At 69.0% G+C, this 15,088-nt stretch carries 15 protein-coding genes, 1 tRNA gene and 1 other RNA gene; 8 read left to right on the top strand and 9 right to left on the bottom strand.

The window, feature by feature from the left end; all coding sequences use genetic code 11:
* Position 1: 1 nt before the first annotated feature.
* Complete coding sequence (locus DEU35_RS15070; RefSeq protein WP_116239973.1) at positions 2–2,446, bottom strand: ATP-dependent DNA ligase; 2,445 nt, start codon at positions 2,444–2,446, stop codon at positions 2–4.
* 196 nt (positions 2,447–2,642) lie between these two features.
* Between DEU35_RS15070 and DEU35_RS15065 the strand changes: the two genes are divergently transcribed.
* Entirely contained in the window at positions 2,643–3,524 is an 882-nt protein-coding gene (locus DEU35_RS15065; protein ID WP_116239972.1) for a Ku protein, read from the top strand.
* Here the strand turns inward: DEU35_RS15065 and DEU35_RS15060 are convergent.
* Complete coding sequence (locus DEU35_RS15060) at positions 3,521–4,270, bottom strand: DedA family protein (protein WP_103208746.1); 750 nt, start codon at positions 4,268–4,270, stop codon at positions 3,521–3,523. The two genes, DEU35_RS15065 and DEU35_RS15060, sit on opposite strands and share 4 nt — an antisense overlap.
* A gap of 48 nt (positions 4,271–4,318) precedes the next feature.
* Positions 4,319–4,400, bottom strand: a tRNA-Leu gene (locus DEU35_RS15055).
* Between the two features lie 127 nt (positions 4,401–4,527).
* On the opposite strand from DEU35_RS15055, the gene DEU35_RS15050 reads away from it, so the two are divergent.
* Entirely contained in the window at positions 4,528–5,547 is a 1,020-nt protein-coding gene (locus tag DEU35_RS15050) for an NADPH:quinone reductase (RefSeq protein WP_103208749.1), read from the top strand.
* 88 nt (positions 5,548–5,635) lie between these two features.
* On the opposite strand, the gene DEU35_RS15045 is transcribed toward DEU35_RS15050, so the two are convergent.
* Positions 5,636–6,874, bottom strand: coding sequence for an MFS transporter (locus tag DEU35_RS15045; RefSeq protein ID WP_170210683.1), 1,239 nt, complete (start codon positions 6,872–6,874; stop codon positions 5,636–5,638).
* Positions 6,875–6,945: 71 nt separating this feature from the next.
* Here DEU35_RS15045 and prfB point away from each other — a divergent pair, with 71 nt between their 5' ends.
* From prfB to smpB, 4 genes are all read left to right on the top strand, one after another.
* Positions 6,946–8,055 carry a peptide chain release factor 2 gene (gene prfB, locus DEU35_RS15040; protein WP_103208752.1) on the top strand — a complete coding sequence of 370 codons (1,110 nt, stop codon included), beginning with the start codon at positions 6,946–6,948 and terminating at the stop codon, positions 8,053–8,055.
* Positions 8,056–8,181: 126 nt separating this feature from the next.
* Positions 8,182–9,240 (top strand): cell division ATP-binding protein FtsE, encoded by a 1,059-nt coding sequence (gene ftsE / locus DEU35_RS15035; protein WP_116239970.1) that lies wholly within the window; start codon positions 8,182–8,184, stop codon positions 9,238–9,240.
* Positions 9,237–10,154: a permease-like cell division protein FtsX gene (gene ftsX / locus DEU35_RS15030; protein WP_103208757.1), complete on the top strand. Its 918-nt coding sequence runs from the start codon at positions 9,237–9,239 to the stop codon at positions 10,152–10,154. Before ftsE ends, ftsX begins: the two co-directional genes overlap by 4 nt.
* Before the next feature lie 85 nt (positions 10,155–10,239).
* Positions 10,240–10,716 (top strand): SsrA-binding protein SmpB, encoded by a 477-nt coding sequence (gene smpB, locus DEU35_RS15025; protein ID WP_094734236.1) that lies wholly within the window; start codon positions 10,240–10,242, stop codon positions 10,714–10,716.
* Positions 10,717–10,736: 20 nt separating this feature from the next.
* Here smpB and DEU35_RS15020 read toward each other — a convergent pair whose 3' ends face one another.
* Positions 10,737–11,390: an SIMPL domain-containing protein gene (locus DEU35_RS15020; protein WP_116239969.1), complete on the bottom strand. Its 654-nt coding sequence runs from the start codon at positions 11,388–11,390 to the stop codon at positions 10,737–10,739.
* Positions 11,391–11,538: 148 nt separating this feature from the next.
* Between DEU35_RS15020 and ssrA the strand changes: the two genes are divergently transcribed.
* Positions 11,539–11,908, top strand: a transfer-messenger RNA (tmRNA) gene (gene ssrA / locus DEU35_RS15015).
* Between the two features lie 71 nt (positions 11,909–11,979).
* Here the strand turns inward: ssrA and DEU35_RS15010 are convergent.
* Positions 11,980–12,519 carry a YaeQ family protein gene (locus tag DEU35_RS15010; protein WP_103208762.1) on the bottom strand — a complete coding sequence of 180 codons (540 nt, stop codon included), beginning with the start codon at positions 12,517–12,519 and terminating at the stop codon, positions 11,980–11,982.
* Positions 12,520–12,600: 81 nt separating this feature from the next.
* Complete coding sequence (locus tag DEU35_RS15005) at positions 12,601–13,332, bottom strand: DUF6891 domain-containing protein (RefSeq protein ID WP_181904665.1); 732 nt, start codon at positions 13,330–13,332, stop codon at positions 12,601–12,603.
* A gap of 30 nt (positions 13,333–13,362) precedes the next feature.
* Here DEU35_RS15005 and DEU35_RS15000 point away from each other — a divergent pair, with 30 nt between their 5' ends.
* Entirely contained in the window at positions 13,363–13,617 is a 255-nt protein-coding gene (locus DEU35_RS15000) for a hypothetical protein (protein WP_103208765.1), read from the top strand.
* Between the two features lie 18 nt (positions 13,618–13,635).
* Here the strand turns inward: DEU35_RS15000 and DEU35_RS14995 are convergent, their stop codons facing one another.
* Both DEU35_RS14995 and DEU35_RS14990 read right to left on the bottom strand, forming a co-directional pair.
* The gene (locus tag DEU35_RS14995; RefSeq protein WP_103208767.1) at positions 13,636–14,205 is read right to left on the bottom strand and encodes a hypothetical protein; all 570 of its coding nucleotides are present in this window, start codon (positions 14,203–14,205) and stop codon (positions 13,636–13,638) included.
* Positions 14,202–15,026: an inositol monophosphatase family protein gene (locus tag DEU35_RS14990; protein WP_116239968.1), complete on the bottom strand. Its 825-nt coding sequence runs from the start codon at positions 15,024–15,026 to the stop codon at positions 14,202–14,204. Before DEU35_RS14990 ends, DEU35_RS14995 begins: the two co-directional genes overlap by 4 nt.
* Positions 15,027–15,088: the final 62 nt, after the last annotated feature.

The following is a 15,088-nucleotide window of genomic DNA, read 5'->3' as shown; positions in this document are numbered from 1 at the left end:
CTCACGAGGATCGGTTCTCGTGCACGACCTCCGCGGGCGACTTGTCCGGACGAAGTCCGCGCCACCGCGCCTGTCGGAGGATCCCGCCGGGGGTGAACTCCGCGAATTCGACCTCCGCCACGAGGGTGGGCTGCACCCACAGGGCGTCGCGCGCATCGGCGGCCGGCACACCGATGAACGGGTTCGTGTCGGCGTGCAGCGGCTCGAGCACCTCGGTCAGCCGGGCCAGGGTCCGCTCGCCGAATCCCGAGCCCACCCGGCCCGCGTACTGCAGCCCGCGCTCCGTGGGTATCCCCACCAGCAGGGAGCCGATCGAGCCCTCGCGGTTGCCCTTGCCCGGTCGGATCCCGCCGATCACGACCTCCTGCGTCCGCGAATGCTTCACCTTGAGCCACCGCTCCGATCGCACGCCACGACGATAGATCGAGCCCGGGTCTTTCACCACGACCCCTTCGAGGCCGAAACGACCGCTCGTCGAGACCGCGGCATCCACGTCGTCGAACACGGGAGGAACGACGACCGGGCCGCCGGCTTCCTCGGCCAGCGTCTCGAGCATCTCGCGCCGTTCGAACAGGGGGAGCGATGCCACATCGCGCCCTCCCACGGACAGCACATCGAACAGGTACAGGTGAACGGGGGTGCGCTCGGCCTCGTGAGCGATCTCGCGCGGCTTCGCGAGGTTCATCCGCTTCTGCAGGAGAGGGAAGCTCGGTCGACCCTGCTCGTCGAGGGCGACGATCTCGCCGTCGAACACCGCGGGGGTGCGCCCGAGCCCCAGGTGGACGCTCGTGAGCTCGGGGTAGGCCGCGGTCAGATCGACGCCGTTGCGGGAGCGCAACTGCAATCGTTCTCCATCCCAGATCCCCATACCCCGGATGCCATCCCACTTCATCTCCACCCAGGGTGTGCCGCCCCAGCGTTCGGCGGCGGCGCGGGCCATACCGGCGGTCGCGGTACGGGCGAGCATCGGCGTGAGCTCGGCGGCGGTCGGCGGGGCAGCGGGGGCCGAGGAGATCGCGACCCCGGGGCTGGTGGAACGGTGATCCCGGGGCGCGACGGGCGCTCCGTCGCTCTGCGGGCGGCCATCGGCATCCGTCTTCATCCGGTGCAGCAACCACTGCGACTTCTCGCCCCGCCCCTCGGTGCGGATGAGCGCGAGCCGCACGCGACCGAGGGGGCCGTCGCCGCGGCCCTCGAGGGTCGCGATCACCTCGTCGTCGCGCCACTTCTCGAGTTCGTAGGTGCCGGTGTCCCAGACGGTCATGGTGCCTGCGCCGTACTCTCCGCGGGGGATCTCTCCGGCGAAATCGAGGTACGGCAGGGGGTGATCCTCGGTCATGACGGCGAGGCTGTTCTTCGCGGTGGTCGAGGGCACGCCCTTCGGCACGGCCCAGCTGACGAGCACGCCGTCGCGTTCGAGCCGGAGGTCCCAGTGCAGACGTGAGGCGTGGTGCTCTTGGATGACGAAGCGGGACAGTCCCTCGCGAGCGGGCGCGCCGTGCGGATTCTCGGGCACGGGCTCGGGAGTCTTCCCGGCGGTGCGCTTGGCGAGGTACGCGCGCAGCGGTCCGTGCGTCGCGTCGACGGGAGCCAGCGGGTCGTCGGGACGCTCGAGAACCTCGGTGAACAACAGGTGGCGGAGGTGCGGGTCGTCGAGTTCTGCCCAGGTGCGCGGCGCGGCGACGTAGGGGTGAGGGCGGCCGCGGAGCGAGTAGGGCGCGATCGTCGTCTTCGCGCCGTTGTTCTGACTCCAGTCGATGAACACTTTCCCCGGGCGCGCAGCTCTCGACATCTGACTGACGACGAGGTCGGGATGGTCGGCCTCGATCGCGCGCGCGAGCTCCCTCGCGACGGCGCTGGCCGCGTCGCTGGACTGTCGTCCGTCGAGGCGCGCGTAGAGGTGGATCCCTTTGCTTCCGCTGGTGACCGGGAGGGGGTCGAGCCCGATGTCCTGGAGGATCGCTCGGGCCCACCGCGCCACCTCGGCGCACTCGACGAGACCGACCCCGGGCCCCGGATCGAGGTCGAGCACGAGACGGTCGGGGTTCTGCCGTTCGCCGTCGCCCGAGAAGCGCCACTGCGGCACGTGCAGCTCCAGACTCGCAACCTGTGCGAGGTAGACGAGGGTCGGCAGGTCGTCGACGAGGGGGTAGTCCTTCGCGCCCGAGGAATGATCGATCGAGAGGCGGCGCACCCAGGCCGGAGCGCCCGGCTCGAGAGCCTTGGCGAAGAACGGTTCGCCCGGGCTGGCATCCGTTCCCACTCCGTCGGGCCAGCGTTTGCGGGTCACCGGGCGGTCGGCGACGTGCGGGAGCAGCAGGGGAGCGACCCGCGAGTAGTAGTCGATCACCTCGCCCTTGGTGGTGCCGGTCTCGGGGTAGAGCACCTTGTCGAGGTTCGACAGACGCAGGCGGCGACCGCCGATGCGCACCGTCTGCTCCGTCATCGCCCCAGCGTAGAGCGAGGACGATGGCGTGTGCCCAGGGGGTTGCGAGCACGCGGTGCGGGGTTCCGGTGGACAGGGGCGAGTCCGGGGTAGAGCGGTGGGGGCCTGCCGCATGGGTGTGGCCGGCGTGGGACGGGCGCGCACCCGGTCCGCAAGGGTCTCGGCATTCGCGCCCCATCCGGTGTTCACTGGTCGCATGCGATCGATCTGGAAGGGCGCCCTGACCTTCGGCCTCGTCAACGTGCCCGTGAAGGTGTATTCCGCCACCGAAGACCACGACGTCTCGCTGCACCAGGTGCACAACAAGGACGGCGGGCGGATCCGTTACCAACGGATCTGCGAGGTCGACGGCGAAGTGGTGCCCTACCAGGACATCGACAAGGCCTACGACGACGGCGAGCAGACGGTCGTGCTGACCAAGGACGACCTGGCGTCGCTGCCCAGCGAGCGCAGTCGCGAGATCGAGGTCGTCGAGTTCGTGCCGAGCGACCAGGTCGACCTGCTGACTCTCGACAAGGCCTACTACCTCGAGCCGGATTCCTCCTCGCCCAAGGCGTACGTGCTGCTGCGCAAGACGCTGGAGCAGACCGAACGGACGGCGATCGTGCGCTTCTCGCTGCGGCAGAAGACACGGCTGGCGGCCCTCCGGGTGCGCGGCGAGGTGCTCGTGCTGCAGACGCTGCTGTGGGCCGACGAGGTGCGCGAGGCGGCGTTCCCGTCGCTGGACGAGAGCGTGCGGATCTCGGCGAAGGAGCTCGAGATGTCGGCATCGCTCGTCGACAGCTTCTCGAAGGACTTCGACCCCGAGGAGTTCACCGACGAGTACCAGGCGGAGCTGCGTACCCTCATCGACGCGAAGCTCGAGCAGGGCGACGCGATCGACACCGACGCGACCTTCGGCAAGAAGGAAGAAGAAGACGGCGGCGAGGTCATCGATCTGATGGAGGCCCTTCGCGCGAGCGTCGAGCGCAGTCGCGCGGCCCGATCGGGCGGCGCGGACACCGGCAAGGCCGACGAGAAAGGCAAGGCCGCCGACACGAAGCCGGCGGCCAAGAAGAAGAGCGCGAAGGCGTCTTAGCGCGTCGGCTGGTCACCGTCTTCGAGGGTCTTCGCGTCGAGCGTGAGCGATTCGGCCTCGGCGGGGGTGACGGCACCCTCGCGCTTGGCGGCGGCGCGCTCGCGGAAGTAGTGGATTGCGATGAAGATCGCCGTGCCGGCGACGGCGGCGAGCAGGATCACGTCGATGTACTCGGTGACGATGTCGCGGATGAAGGGGATGTAGCCGACCAGGTAGCCGATCATCGTGAGGCCGATGCCCCAGATAACCGCGCCGATGAAGTTGTACAGCGAGTACTTCTTCCACGGCATGTGGCCGACACCCGCGGCGATCGGCGCGAAGGTGCGCACGACCGGAACGAAGCGGGCGAGGATGACGGTCAGGCCACCGAAGCGCTCGAAGAAGGCGTTCGTGCGCTCGACGTTCTTCTTGCTGAACAGTCCAGACTCTTTGCGTTCGAAGATCGACGGACCGGCCTTGTGGCCGATGAAGTACCCGACCTCGCCGCCGACGAACGCCGCGAAACCGATCGCGAGGGCGACCCACCAGGCGTTGAGCCCGAACACGCCGTTCGGGGCGGCGTCGGTCGAGTGCGACAGCAGGCCCGCCATGATCAGCAGGGTGTCGCCCGGCAGCAGGAAGCCGATGAGCAGACCGGTCTCGGCGAAGATGATGAAGCAGACGACGAGCAGCGCCCACGGCTGCGAGTTGGTGATGATCGTCGCGGGGTCGAGCCACGGGAGCAACGAGCTGGTGGTGTGGATCACATCGGTCCCGTCGGGTCGGAAGGTCGGTGCTGGAGGTGGCGGTCACCGTGCGGAAGGGGGGACTTGAACCCCCACGCCCGAAGGCACAGGAACCTAAATCCTGCGTGTCTACCGATTTCACCACTCCCGCGAGTGTGCTCATTCTAAGCGGGCGCAGCGCTCCGACGTTGTGAAGCCGCCGTCAAACGCCGCGCTCGTCCCGCGCGCCGCGACACGCCCAAGGAATGTCTCGGGCCGTTTCGACGCTGGATCCTCGCATGAAGGCGATCACGTACTCCCAGCCCGGTGACTCCTCCGTCCTCTCGCTCGAGGACAGACCGCTGCCCGAGCCCGCCGCGGGCGAGGTGCGCGTGCGCCTCACCGTGTCGGGCGTGAACCCCACCGACTGGAAGGCCCGCGCGACGACCGGGCGCCCGCTGGCCTTCGACGAGGTCACCCCGAACCAGGACGGGGCGGGAGTGGTGGATGCCATCGGCGCCGACGTGGACACGCTGTCGGTCGGTCAGCGGGTGTGGGTGTACCTCGCCGCCCACCAGCGTCCGTTCGGCACGGCGGCGCAGTACACCGTCCTTCCCGCTTCGCGCGCGGTACCCCTGCCCGACAGCGCGTCGTTCGAGCTCGGCGCCAGCCTCGGAGTCCCCGCGATGACCGCGCATCGCGCCCTGACCGTGCACGAGGACGGACCCTCGCGTCTGGCCCCCGGTGCGCTCGCCGGTCGCACCGTGCTCGTGCAGGGCGGTGCCGGGGCCGTCGGTCACGCCGCGATCCAGCTCGCCGCGTGGGCCGGAGCCACGGTCATCGCCACCGTGAGCAGTGATGAGAAGGAGGCCCTGGCTCGCGCGGCCGGCGCCCACCACGTGCTGCAGTACCCGAGCGAGACGCTGGCCGACGGCATCCGGGAGCTCGCCCCGAACGGCGTCGAGCACATCGTCGAGGTCGCCATCGCCGACAACGCCGGCCTCGACGTCGAGGTGGTCGCCAACCACGGAACGATCGGCTACTACGCCGACAACGGCGGGGCCGACTTCACGGCGCGCGTGCGCGAGAGCTTCGCGAAGAATGTGCGCTGGCAGGGCCTGCTGCTGTACACGGTGGGGGAGCGGGCGCTGCTCGCCGCCGCCGAAGACGTCGCCGCCGCCGTCGCCGACGGAGCGCTCCCGGTCGGGGAGGACGCCGGGCTCCCGCTCACGTGGTTCGTGCTGGACGACACTGCCGCGGCGCACGACGCCGTCGAGCAGGGTGCGCTGGGCAAGGTGCTGATCCGCGTCGCGGAGTGAGTGCGCCCTCCCGCGCGAGGGGTCGGAACCTGTCGCCGTGGGGTGTCCGAAGCGACAGGAAGTGGCCCCTCACGCGGGTGTGGTGCGGTCAGCGGGAGCGCGGCACGTATCGGGGCACCCACCGGATGAAGCCCGCGGCGCCGAGCACCGCGACCAGACCCATCGCGCCGACACCGACCGACAGGGACGCGACGGCCGTCAGGGCCGAGACGATCAGCGGGGCCACCGCGCCACCGGCATCCGTCAGGGTCCGCCATGATCCGAGGAACGCCGCGGGGTCGGTCGGAGGCGCCACATCGGCGCCGAGGGTGAGCAGGATGCCGCTGGACAGGCCGTTGCCGACGCCCAGAACCGCCGCGAACATCGCGTACCACATGGCCGCCGAAGACAGCTCGTGCGTGAACGACAGGGCGAAGAAGCCCGCGCCCATGAGGACCATGGCGGGAAGGGCCGCCCACAGGCGACCGAAGCGGTCCATGACCTGGCCGCTCGCGTAGAAGAGGGCGAAGTCGATCGCCCCCGAGACACCCACGACCACGGCGATCGTGCCGGCATCCAGTCCGAGGGAGACACCCCACAGGGGCAGGACCACCTGGCGTGCCGAGCGAACGGCCGACAGCGACGAGGCGGCGAGGCCCAGGCGCGCGAGCACGCCGCGGTACCGCCACATCGTGCGGAACACCCCGACCCGCTCGACGGTGGGGATCGCTCCGGTGACGGGTTCGCCCGTGTCTTCCGCGTCGCGCGAGTCGCCCGCCCCGCGGCCGGTGGGCGAGCCCGCGCCCACGGGGACGGCCTTCTCGGGATCCGGGCCGAAGAACACGAGCAGGATCGTCGCGACCTGGCAGACCGCGAAGAAGACGATGGATGCCGTCTCGGAGCCGAAGATCGCCAAGAGGGCCGCCGAGATGAACGGGCCGACGAACATGCCCAGGCGGAACGTGCCGCCCAGGAGTGACAGAGCGCGAGCGCGGAAGGTCAGGGGAACGCGCGTGGTCATGAACGAGTGACGCGCGAGGGCGAACGAGGCCGCGCAGAAGCCGATGAGGAACACCGCGGCGGTGAAGAACGCCAGCGACTGCGCGAAGACGATGCCGAGGAGTCCGGCGAGCACGATGATGCCGGCGACCCCCATCGTCAGGCGCTCGCCGAAGCGGGCGACGGCCCATCCGGCGGGGATGTTCCCGCACAGCTGACCGACCACGAGAGCGGCCGCCACGAGCGCGGCCAGGGCGACGTCGGCGCCGAGGCGGTTCGCGATCACGGGGATGAGGGGGATCACGGCGCCCTCGCCCAGGGCGAAGAGCAGGGTGGGGCCGTAGATCATCGGTGCGAAGCGCACCAGCACGTTCCGGGGAGAGTCGGCTGTCACTGTCTCCACGATAGGCTTGATCTCAAATGCTCGAACTCGATTTGACCGCCGACATCCAGGCGCTGCGCTCGACCTTCGCCGATATCCAGGCCGTGGTCGACGTCGACGCACTCAAAGCCGACATCGAACGCCTCAGCGACGAGGCCGGTGCCCCCGACCTTTGGGACGACGTCGAGAACGCTCAGAAGGTCACCAGCCGTCTCAGCCACCGCCAAGCGGAGCTCAAGCGCGTCTCCGAGATCGAGCAGCGTCTCGACGACCTCGAGGTGCTGGTCGGGCTCGCGATCGAGATGGAGGACGAGGAATCGGCCGACGAGGCTCGTCGCGAACTCGCCTCGCTGAAAGATGTGATCGGCCAGCTCGAGGTGCAGACGCTCCTCGACGGCGAATACGACCCGCGTTCCGCGGTCGTCACGATCCGCTCCGGCGCCGGCGGCGACGACGCCACCGACTTCGCCGAGATGCTGCTGCGCATGTACCTGCGCTGGGCCGAGCGTCACAAGTACCCCGTCAAGGTCATGGACACGTCCTACGCCGAAGGCGCCGGCATCAAGTCGGCCACCTTCGAGGTCGACGTTCCCTACGCCTACGGCACGCTGTCGGTCGAAGCAGGGACGCACCGTCTCGCGCGCATCAGCCCCTTCGGCGGCGCCGACAAGCGTCAGACGAGCTTCGCCGCGGTCGAGGTCATCCCCGTGATGGAAGAGGCCGTCGAGGTCGAGGTCCCCGAGGGCGACATCCGTGTCGACGTGTTCCGCTCGTCCGGTCCCGGCGGCCAGTCGGTCAACACGACCGACTCCGCCGTGCGCATCACGCACCTGCCCACGGGCCTCGTCGTCTCGATGCAGAACGAGAAATCGCAGATTCAGAACCGCGCTGCCGCCATGCGCGTGCTCCAGACGCGACTGCTCCTGCTCAAGCGCGAAGAAGAGGCCGCGAAGAAGAAAGAACTCGCCGGCACCATCACGGCGAGCTGGGGCGACCAGATGCGCTCGTACTTCCTCTACGGTCAGCAGCTCGTGAAAGACCTGCGCACCGGTTACGAGGTCGGAAACCCCGCGGTCGTCTTCGACGGCGACCTCGACGGATTGATCGCGGCCGGCATCCGCTGGCGCAAGCGCAAGGACGACGACTGAGCGCTCTCCACGAGTGACAAGAGCCCTGTGGATGCCGCTGAACCGGCATCCATAGGGCTCTCTCGGTTTCGCGACACGGCGCGTCCTCTCCGCGTGCTCGGTGCCCGCGCTTAGGCTCATCGAGCCATGATCCGGTTCGAGAACGTCACCAAGCGGTATCGCGGCACCGCGAAGCCCGCCCTGAACGCCGTCGACTTCGAAGTGCAGCGCGGGGAGTTCGTCTTCCTCGTCGGCGCGTCGGGCTCCGGCAAGTCGTCGTGCCTGCAGCTCATCCTGCGCGCCGAGACTCCCAGCGACGGCCGCGTCGTCGTGCTCGGTCGCGACCTGCGCACGCTGTCGAACCGCAAGGTTCCCTACTTCCGCCGTCACATCGGTTCGGTGTTCCAGGATTTCCGCCTGCTGCCGAACAAGACGGTGCATCAGAACGTCGCCTTCACCCTGCAGGTGACCGGCGCCTCGCGCGGGTTCATCCAGCAGGCCGTGCCCGAGGTGCTGGCGCTCGTCGGCCTCGACGGCAAAGAGAAGCGGCTGCCGCACGAGCTGTCGGGTGGGGAGCAGCAGCGCGTGGCGATCGCCCGCGCGCTCGTCAACCGTCCGCAGGTGCTGCTCGCCGATGAGCCGACCGGAAACCTCGACCCCGGTACGTCGATCGACATCATGCGCCTTCTCGCGCGCATCAACGCCGGTGGGACGACCGTCGTCATGGCGACCCACGAGGCCGGGTTCGTCGACCAGATGCAGCGTCGCGTGATCGAGCTGCGTGGCGGCGAGATGGTCCGTGACGAGCGTCACGGTGGGTACGGCGATACGTCGAGCCTCCCGCGGCTGGCTCCCGAGGTCGAGCGTGGTGCTGCCGCGGTCGCGGCCCTCACGGCCGTCCTCGAGGTGCAGCGCGAGGTCACCGGGCTCACGGGCCCGGTCGAACCGTTGACGAGGCCGGGTGTCGACGCTCCGCCCGCCGCGCCACGGTCGGACGCGCCGGTTGCTTCCGCTGCTCCCGTGGCATCCGAGGTTCCCACCGAAGACTCCGAGCCCGAGGCGTCTGCAGCCGAGCCGCGCGAGCCCGGCACGAACACACGCTCCATCCCGGTCACCCGCCCCGACGTCGATGCTCTCGGTCTCGCCGACCGGCTCGGCCTGGGCGAGAAGAAAGACCGCAACGACGAAGTGGGACCCACGTCATGAGATTCGGGCTCATCCTGTCGGAGGCGTTCACCGGTCTCCGCCGCAACGCGTCGATGGTGATCTCGGTCATCCTCGTCACCTTCGTGTCGCTGACCTTCGTCGGCGCCGCGATGCTCATGCAGATGCAGATCGGCAAGATGCAGTCGTACTGGGCCGACCGCGCCCAGGTGGCGGTGTTCATGTGCGCGGCTTCATCGAACGCTCCGACCTGCGTGGCCGGGGAGCCGGCGACCCAGGACCAGATCGACGCCGTCAAGGCGACGCTCGATGGTCAGGCGCTCGCACCGCTGATCCGCGACTACACGTTCCAGACCAGCGACCAGGTCTTCGAGAACGCGAAGCAGCAGCTTCCCGACGACATCGCCGGCGTCGTGACCGCGGACCAGTTCAACGCGACCTTCAGCATCAACCTCGTGGATCAGAGCCAGTCCGACGTGATCGCCGAGGCCTTCAGCGGGCAGAACGGGGTCGAGGCGGTCACCGATCAGCTGCAATACCTCGAACCCCTGTTCCAGGCGCTGACCGTCGCCACCTACGTCGCGGTCGGAATCGCCGGGCTCATGCTGATCGCCGCCGTGCTGCTGATCGCCACGACAATCCGTCTGTCGGCGTTCGCGAGACGCAAGGAGCTCGGGATCATGCGCCTGGTGGGCGCGTCCAACCGGTTCATCCAGACACCGTTCATCGTCGAGGGCGTGCTGGCGGCCCTCATCGGGTCGGCACTCGCGAGCGTGGCGGTATGGGCGATCGTCGGCGTCGGCGTGAACCAGTACCTGAGAGACCGGATCGCCTTCATCACCTCGTGGGTGGATTTCGCGGATGTCGCGATCGTGATCCCGCTTCTCATCGTCATCGGCATCGTGCTCGCGGCGCTGAGTGCCAGCTTCGCCATCCGGCGCTGGCTGCGGGCCTGACATCTCGCGGTGTCGCGCTCGGCTGGCATCCGGTGTGGGTAGACTGTAAGGCTCTGTGTGCCCATGATCATGAGGAGGTGGCACCATGCCTCGTGAGCAGGGTGAGAAGCTCATCGCGTCGAACAAGAAGGCGCGCCACGACTACGCCATTGAAAAGACGTACGAAGCCGGATTGGTGCTCACGGGCACCGAGGTGAAGTCGCTGCGTCAGGGGCGCGCGAACCTCACCGACGGCTACGCCTACATCGACGGCGGTCAGGCCTTCCTCGATGCCGTGCACATTCCGGAGTACTCGCAGGGGCACTGGACGAACCACTCGGCCAAGCGCACGCGCAAGCTGCTGCTGCACAAAGAAGAGATCATCAAGCTCTCCCACGCCGTATCGGCGGGCGGTTACACCCTCGTTCCGCTGCGGCTGTACTTCCTCGATGGGCGCGCCAAGGTCGAGATCGCGGTCGCCAAGGGCAAGCGCGAGTTCGAGAAGCGTCAGACGATCCGCGAGCGCGAAGACAAGCGCGAAGCCGAACGTGCGATGCGGACGAAGAACCGGCTGGGCGACTAGCCCGCTTCGCCGCCCCGGCGTCACTCCGCTCGGAAACGCCCCTCCACGACCGAGGTGACCACGATCTCGGGAGGCTGCAGGCTGAACGACGGTCCGCCGGCGGACGCGGCCATCATGCGTGCGCCCAGCGGTGCCGGAGTCTCGGGGTGGGCGGCGAGCAAGCCGGCATCCGCGATCTCGACGGCGGAGACGGATGCCAGCCCGAGAGCGTCCGCATACGCGGTCGCGCGTTCCACGGCCACGTGGACGGCGTCGGCGGCCACCTCGCGCTCGACAAGGGCGCGGGTGGTGGGGGACAGGCGCCACTCCACCGCGGTGACCTGCACGTCATCGGACTCCGCGACGTCGCCGAGCCACCACGACAGGGCCCCGGCGTCGGTGAAGGTGGCGGACAGCTCCACGGCTGCATGGTGGACGAGGGGGAGTTGCGCGCCCTCGTTGTTCCACGGGCGATCGGACCAGACCGACACGCGGGCGCTCGACCACTCGGACACCTCACCGGAGCGGAGATGCGCGACCAAGCCGTCCTGAACGCTCGCCGCGCGCTCCTGCGCCCGTTCGACGACCGGACCGCGAGCCGGTCCGTCGGTCGAGACCGTGACCCGGACGGCGGCCTCTTCAGCGCGGACGCGGGCGTTGCTCTCGCCCCGGACGGTGATGACGACGTCGCTCATGCGGTGAGCCTACGGGACGCAGCTCACCGGCTTCGGGTGGGAATCATCGCGCGCTTCGAACCGTTGTAGACTGTGATGCTCGGGTGCTTACGGCTCCCGAGGTGGTAACTCAACAGCGTGACGATGGTCGCTCCTTCACGGAGTTCCCGGGGCTGATCGGTTTCGACAGCGCCTGCGAACCCGCGAGAAGCGGGCCGAGGATGTGGGGTTATCTCGTAAACGCTCCCTGCAAAACAATAAGTGCCAATGCTAAGCGCACTGACTTCGCCCTCGCTGCGTAAGCGAGCCCGATAGTCCGTCAGACCGTGTGTGACCCCGCCACGGAATCTGGCGTCATTTAGGGGTCTTGCTGTGTGACGGCGTCTGGACGTCACGCGGGACTTTTCCCAGGCTGGGCTTGTCGACTTAGGTGTCTGTGACAAAGGTCGGAGCCGAGCAGAACGTCTGCACAGACTGCGCCCGGAGAAAACGCGGAGACCCAGCGTTGGACGGGGGTTCGATTCCCCCCAGCTCCACGAACCATCGTCACGTGAGAAAGCCCCCATCTTCGCCCGTTTCGGCGGGGGTGGGGGCTTTCTTGGTTCCGGGATCAGCCCGCGGAGCGCGTGTGGATGTCGCTCTCGCCGGCAACGCCGTTCAGCTCCAGGTAGATGCGCCCCTCGGTGCGCGTCAGAGTCGCGGTGTTGCGTCGCTCGATGGCATCCGCGAGCTTCTCGACGAAGCCGGGCTCGAAGCTGTGCAAGAGCACCTCCTCGGCGCGGTGGATGCGCTTTCCCGCCCATGGGGCGGCGACCTTGTCGGGATCGCGGTGCGTGTAGATCGCGACGCGCTCGGCCTTCATGCTGCCGGTGTGCAGGCGCGCGGCATCCGGAGCCCCGACCTCGACCCACGCCACCAGGGCGCCCGTGAGGTCGCGGATCATCACGGCCGGCTCGTCGGTCGCGGCGACGCCCTCGCTGAAGCCGATGCCCTCCTCGTACTCGAGGCAGTAGGCGAGCACGCGCGTCAGCATGTACGGAGCGGTCTCCGACGGGTGCCGAGCGACGCGTAACGCCAGCTCGTCGTAGACGCCGCGATCGACGTCGGAGAGCTGCACGGTGAACTGGTGAATGGTCGAGCCGATAGCCACGAGGGTCGAGCCTACGTTGTCGTGCGGGCTGAGCCGTGCCCGCTGTGCCGTGCCCGCTGTGCCGTGCCCGCCGCGCCGTGCCTACGCGGTCGCGGGGGCGGTGCCGGGAAGGCGGTTGCGCCACTGGGGGAGGGGGATCACGATGCGGTGGGCGGGATCGCCGTCCCACTCGACCGGCAGGCCGGCCTCGGCGAGAGCGTCGGCGACGATCCGCCCGACGCGGGCATCGGTCTGTCGCCAGACCTCGCTGCGCGCGGCCTCGTCACCGACGTCGGCCGCCGCGAGAAGCCCGGGGTCGAGATCGCGCAGGGGCGCGAAGGCGCTGAAAGTGAGGAACAGGTGCGCGGGCTCCTCGGCGAGTCGCTCGGCGTCTTGCTGGTGGAAGAAGGTGTAGGCCCACTCGCGGAACTGCGGTGCACCCGTCTCGTCGTTCGGCGCGGGCGTGCGCTCGTCGTCGATCTCAGCGGTTCCGCATGTATTGCAGCAGGTGAAGTCGGCGCGGGCGACGAAACCACGCGCCTCGAGGATCGCGAACGCCGTGCGCAGGCGGTCGCCCTCCGTGACGGACGGCCACCCCTCCTCCACGCGGCGGCGCTCGGCCCAGACCTCGCGCACCACGGCCTCGGCCGTTGCGGCATCGTCGAGCTCGTGGACGTCCTGCACCTGCTGCACGACCTCATCGAAGTCGCGGAAGCCGGGGATGATGGCATCCTGAGCTGTCCGTCTGAGCTCCGCGAGGGCAGCGTCGGACGCGGGGGGAGCGGCCTGCGGGGCGGGGACGTTCTTGCCGAACAGGCGATCCAGGAATCCCATGCGTCCCAGTGAACCAGCTAGCGTCGGGGAATGCCCGATCCGCGTCACACCCGCATCGATGTCGGTCCCTTCCACCTCGACGCCGTTCCCGATTCGGCGCGGTGGCGGGCCGAAGGGCGAGGCGGCGACGCCCCGGTCGAGGGCGGGTGGAGCGACTGGGTCGCGTTCGCACAACGCATCCTGCAGGCCGACGAACTCTGGCGAGGCCTCGAGGCGCGCGGAGACGCGTGGGACGAGGGATTCGCAGCGGCTCAGGACGTGGCAGCGGCGAACCCGTACCGGTGAGCCGGCGGGACGCGCGTGCTACTGAGGCGTCTCGACGAGGAGGAGACTCTGGCGGGTGTCGGCGAACTTCACCCAGCCGTCACCGAAGAGATAGGTCAGGCCGTAGCCGTCGGCACCGCGACCGCCGAGCCAGTCGGGGTTCTCGGTGACGTAATCGCCGGTGGCGTCGCGCTCCAGCTTCCAGCCGGAGGCGACGAGGTCTTTCTCCGCCTGCTGCGCGGTCGCGTCGTCGATGGGGGCCCAACCGAAGATCTGCACGCGGTCGGAGGCGACCTTCGCGTCGCCCCACTTGCACTGGATGCCGTCGTCGAGGGCGGTCGCGCCGATGCGGAACGGCTCTTCCTGCGAGGTCCACCCGAGGCTCTTGAAGTCGTCGACGGTGGACTTCGGGATGATGTTCTCGCAGGTCGGATCGATCGGAGCCGTCGTCGGCGTCGCGCTGGTGTCGGTGTCAGGTGCGGGAAGGTCGGTCGCGGTCGCGCTGGCTGCGACGCTCGGAGCGGCGTCGGGCGTCGAGGTGCAGCCCGCGAGCACGAGCGCCGCGAGCAGACCGGTGGTGATCAGCAGGGGTGTGCGTGCGCGCATCATCGGGGGCCCTCCTCGTGCAGCAGGGCGAAGAAGTCGTCGTGCAGAACGCCGTTCGTCGCGAGAGATGACCCGGCGTCGAGACGGTCGGTTCCGTCGAACGCCGTGAAGCGTCCGCCGGCCTCACGGACGATCGGGGCGATCGCCGCGATGTCGTACTCCTTCACACCGAACTCGGCGACGAGTTCGAGGCGGCCCTCGGCGAGCCACATGTACGGGAGAGCGTCGCCGTACGCGCGGTCGCGCCACACGGCCCGTGCGAGCTTCTCGAGGGTGGGGACGAGGTCGACGTCGTCCCACTGCTCGATGCTCTGGAAGCTGATGCTGGATGCCGAGACCTCATCGATCGCGGAGACGGAGATGCGTCGGGTGTCGCCGGCGGTTGTGGTGGTCCACGCGCCGTGGCCGTCAGCGGCCCACCAGCGTCGGCCGATCGCGGGCTGACTGACGACACCGACCCGGGGGACGCCGTCGACGGTCAGGGCGATGAGCGTCGCCCAGACGGGAATTCCCCGCATGTAGTTGTGGGTGCCGTCGATGGGGTCGATGACCCAGCGGCGGGATGTGTCGCCCGAGGTGCCGTATTCCTCACCGAGGACGGAGTCGCCGGGGCGCTCGGCATCCAGGATCTGACGGATCGCGCGCTCGGTGGCGAGGTCGGCCTCGGTGACGTGCGTGCGGTCGGGCTTCGTGTCGATCCGGAGGTCTGCGGAATCGAAGCGCTCCATGGCGACCGCGTCGGCGGCATCGGCCAGACGAAGGGCGAGCGCGAGATCGTCGGTCAGGTCCGCGAGGGGCGCGGCGGGCTCTTCGAAGGAGGACACGGCTCAAGGATAACCGGCACTCCTGGCTCGATTTGGTGTGCTCGAGTCACGACTGGTAGTGT

Source organism: Microbacterium sp. AG157, from assembly GCF_003385695.1.
GTDB lineage: Bacteria > Actinomycetota > Actinomycetes > Actinomycetales > Microbacteriaceae > Microbacterium > Microbacterium testaceum.
This window is presented reverse-complemented; position numbering and strand designations above follow the sequence as displayed.

Excerpts from the sequence above, each read along its gene's own strand:
- DEU35_RS15050 (WP_103208749.1), top strand. The coding sequence starts at position 4,528 with ATGAAGGCGATCACGTACTCCCAGCCCGGTGACTCCTCCGTCCTCTCG.
- DEU35_RS15000 (WP_103208765.1), top strand. The coding sequence starts at position 13,363 with ATGCCCGATCCGCGTCACACCCGCATCGATGTCGGTCCCTTCCACCTC.
- DEU35_RS15045 (WP_170210683.1), bottom strand. The coding sequence starts at position 6,874 with ATGATCTACGGCCCCACCCTGCTCTTCGCCCTGGGCGAGGGCGCCGTG.
- ftsE (WP_116239970.1), top strand. The coding sequence starts at position 8,182 with ATGATCCGGTTCGAGAACGTCACCAAGCGGTATCGCGGCACCGCGAAG.
- smpB (WP_094734236.1), top strand. The coding sequence starts at position 10,240 with ATGCCTCGTGAGCAGGGTGAGAAGCTCATCGCGTCGAACAAGAAGGCG.
- DEU35_RS15065 (WP_116239972.1), top strand. The coding sequence starts at position 2,643 with ATGCGATCGATCTGGAAGGGCGCCCTGACCTTCGGCCTCGTCAACGTG.
- prfB (WP_103208752.1), top strand. The coding sequence starts at position 6,946 with ATGCTCGAACTCGATTTGACCGCCGACATCCAGGCGCTGCGCTCGACC.
- DEU35_RS15070 (WP_116239973.1), bottom strand. The coding sequence starts at position 2,446 with ATGACGGAGCAGACGGTGCGCATCGGCGGTCGCCGCCTGCGTCTGTCG.
- DEU35_RS15005 (WP_181904665.1), bottom strand. The coding sequence starts at position 13,332 with ATGGGATTCCTGGATCGCCTGTTCGGCAAGAACGTCCCCGCCCCGCAG.
- DEU35_RS14995 (WP_103208767.1), bottom strand. The coding sequence starts at position 14,205 with ATGATGCGCGCACGCACACCCCTGCTGATCACCACCGGTCTGCTCGCG.
- DEU35_RS15020 (WP_116239969.1), bottom strand. The coding sequence starts at position 11,390 with ATGAGCGACGTCGTCATCACCGTCCGGGGCGAGAGCAACGCCCGCGTC.
- ftsX (WP_103208757.1), top strand. The coding sequence starts at position 9,237 with ATGAGATTCGGGCTCATCCTGTCGGAGGCGTTCACCGGTCTCCGCCGC.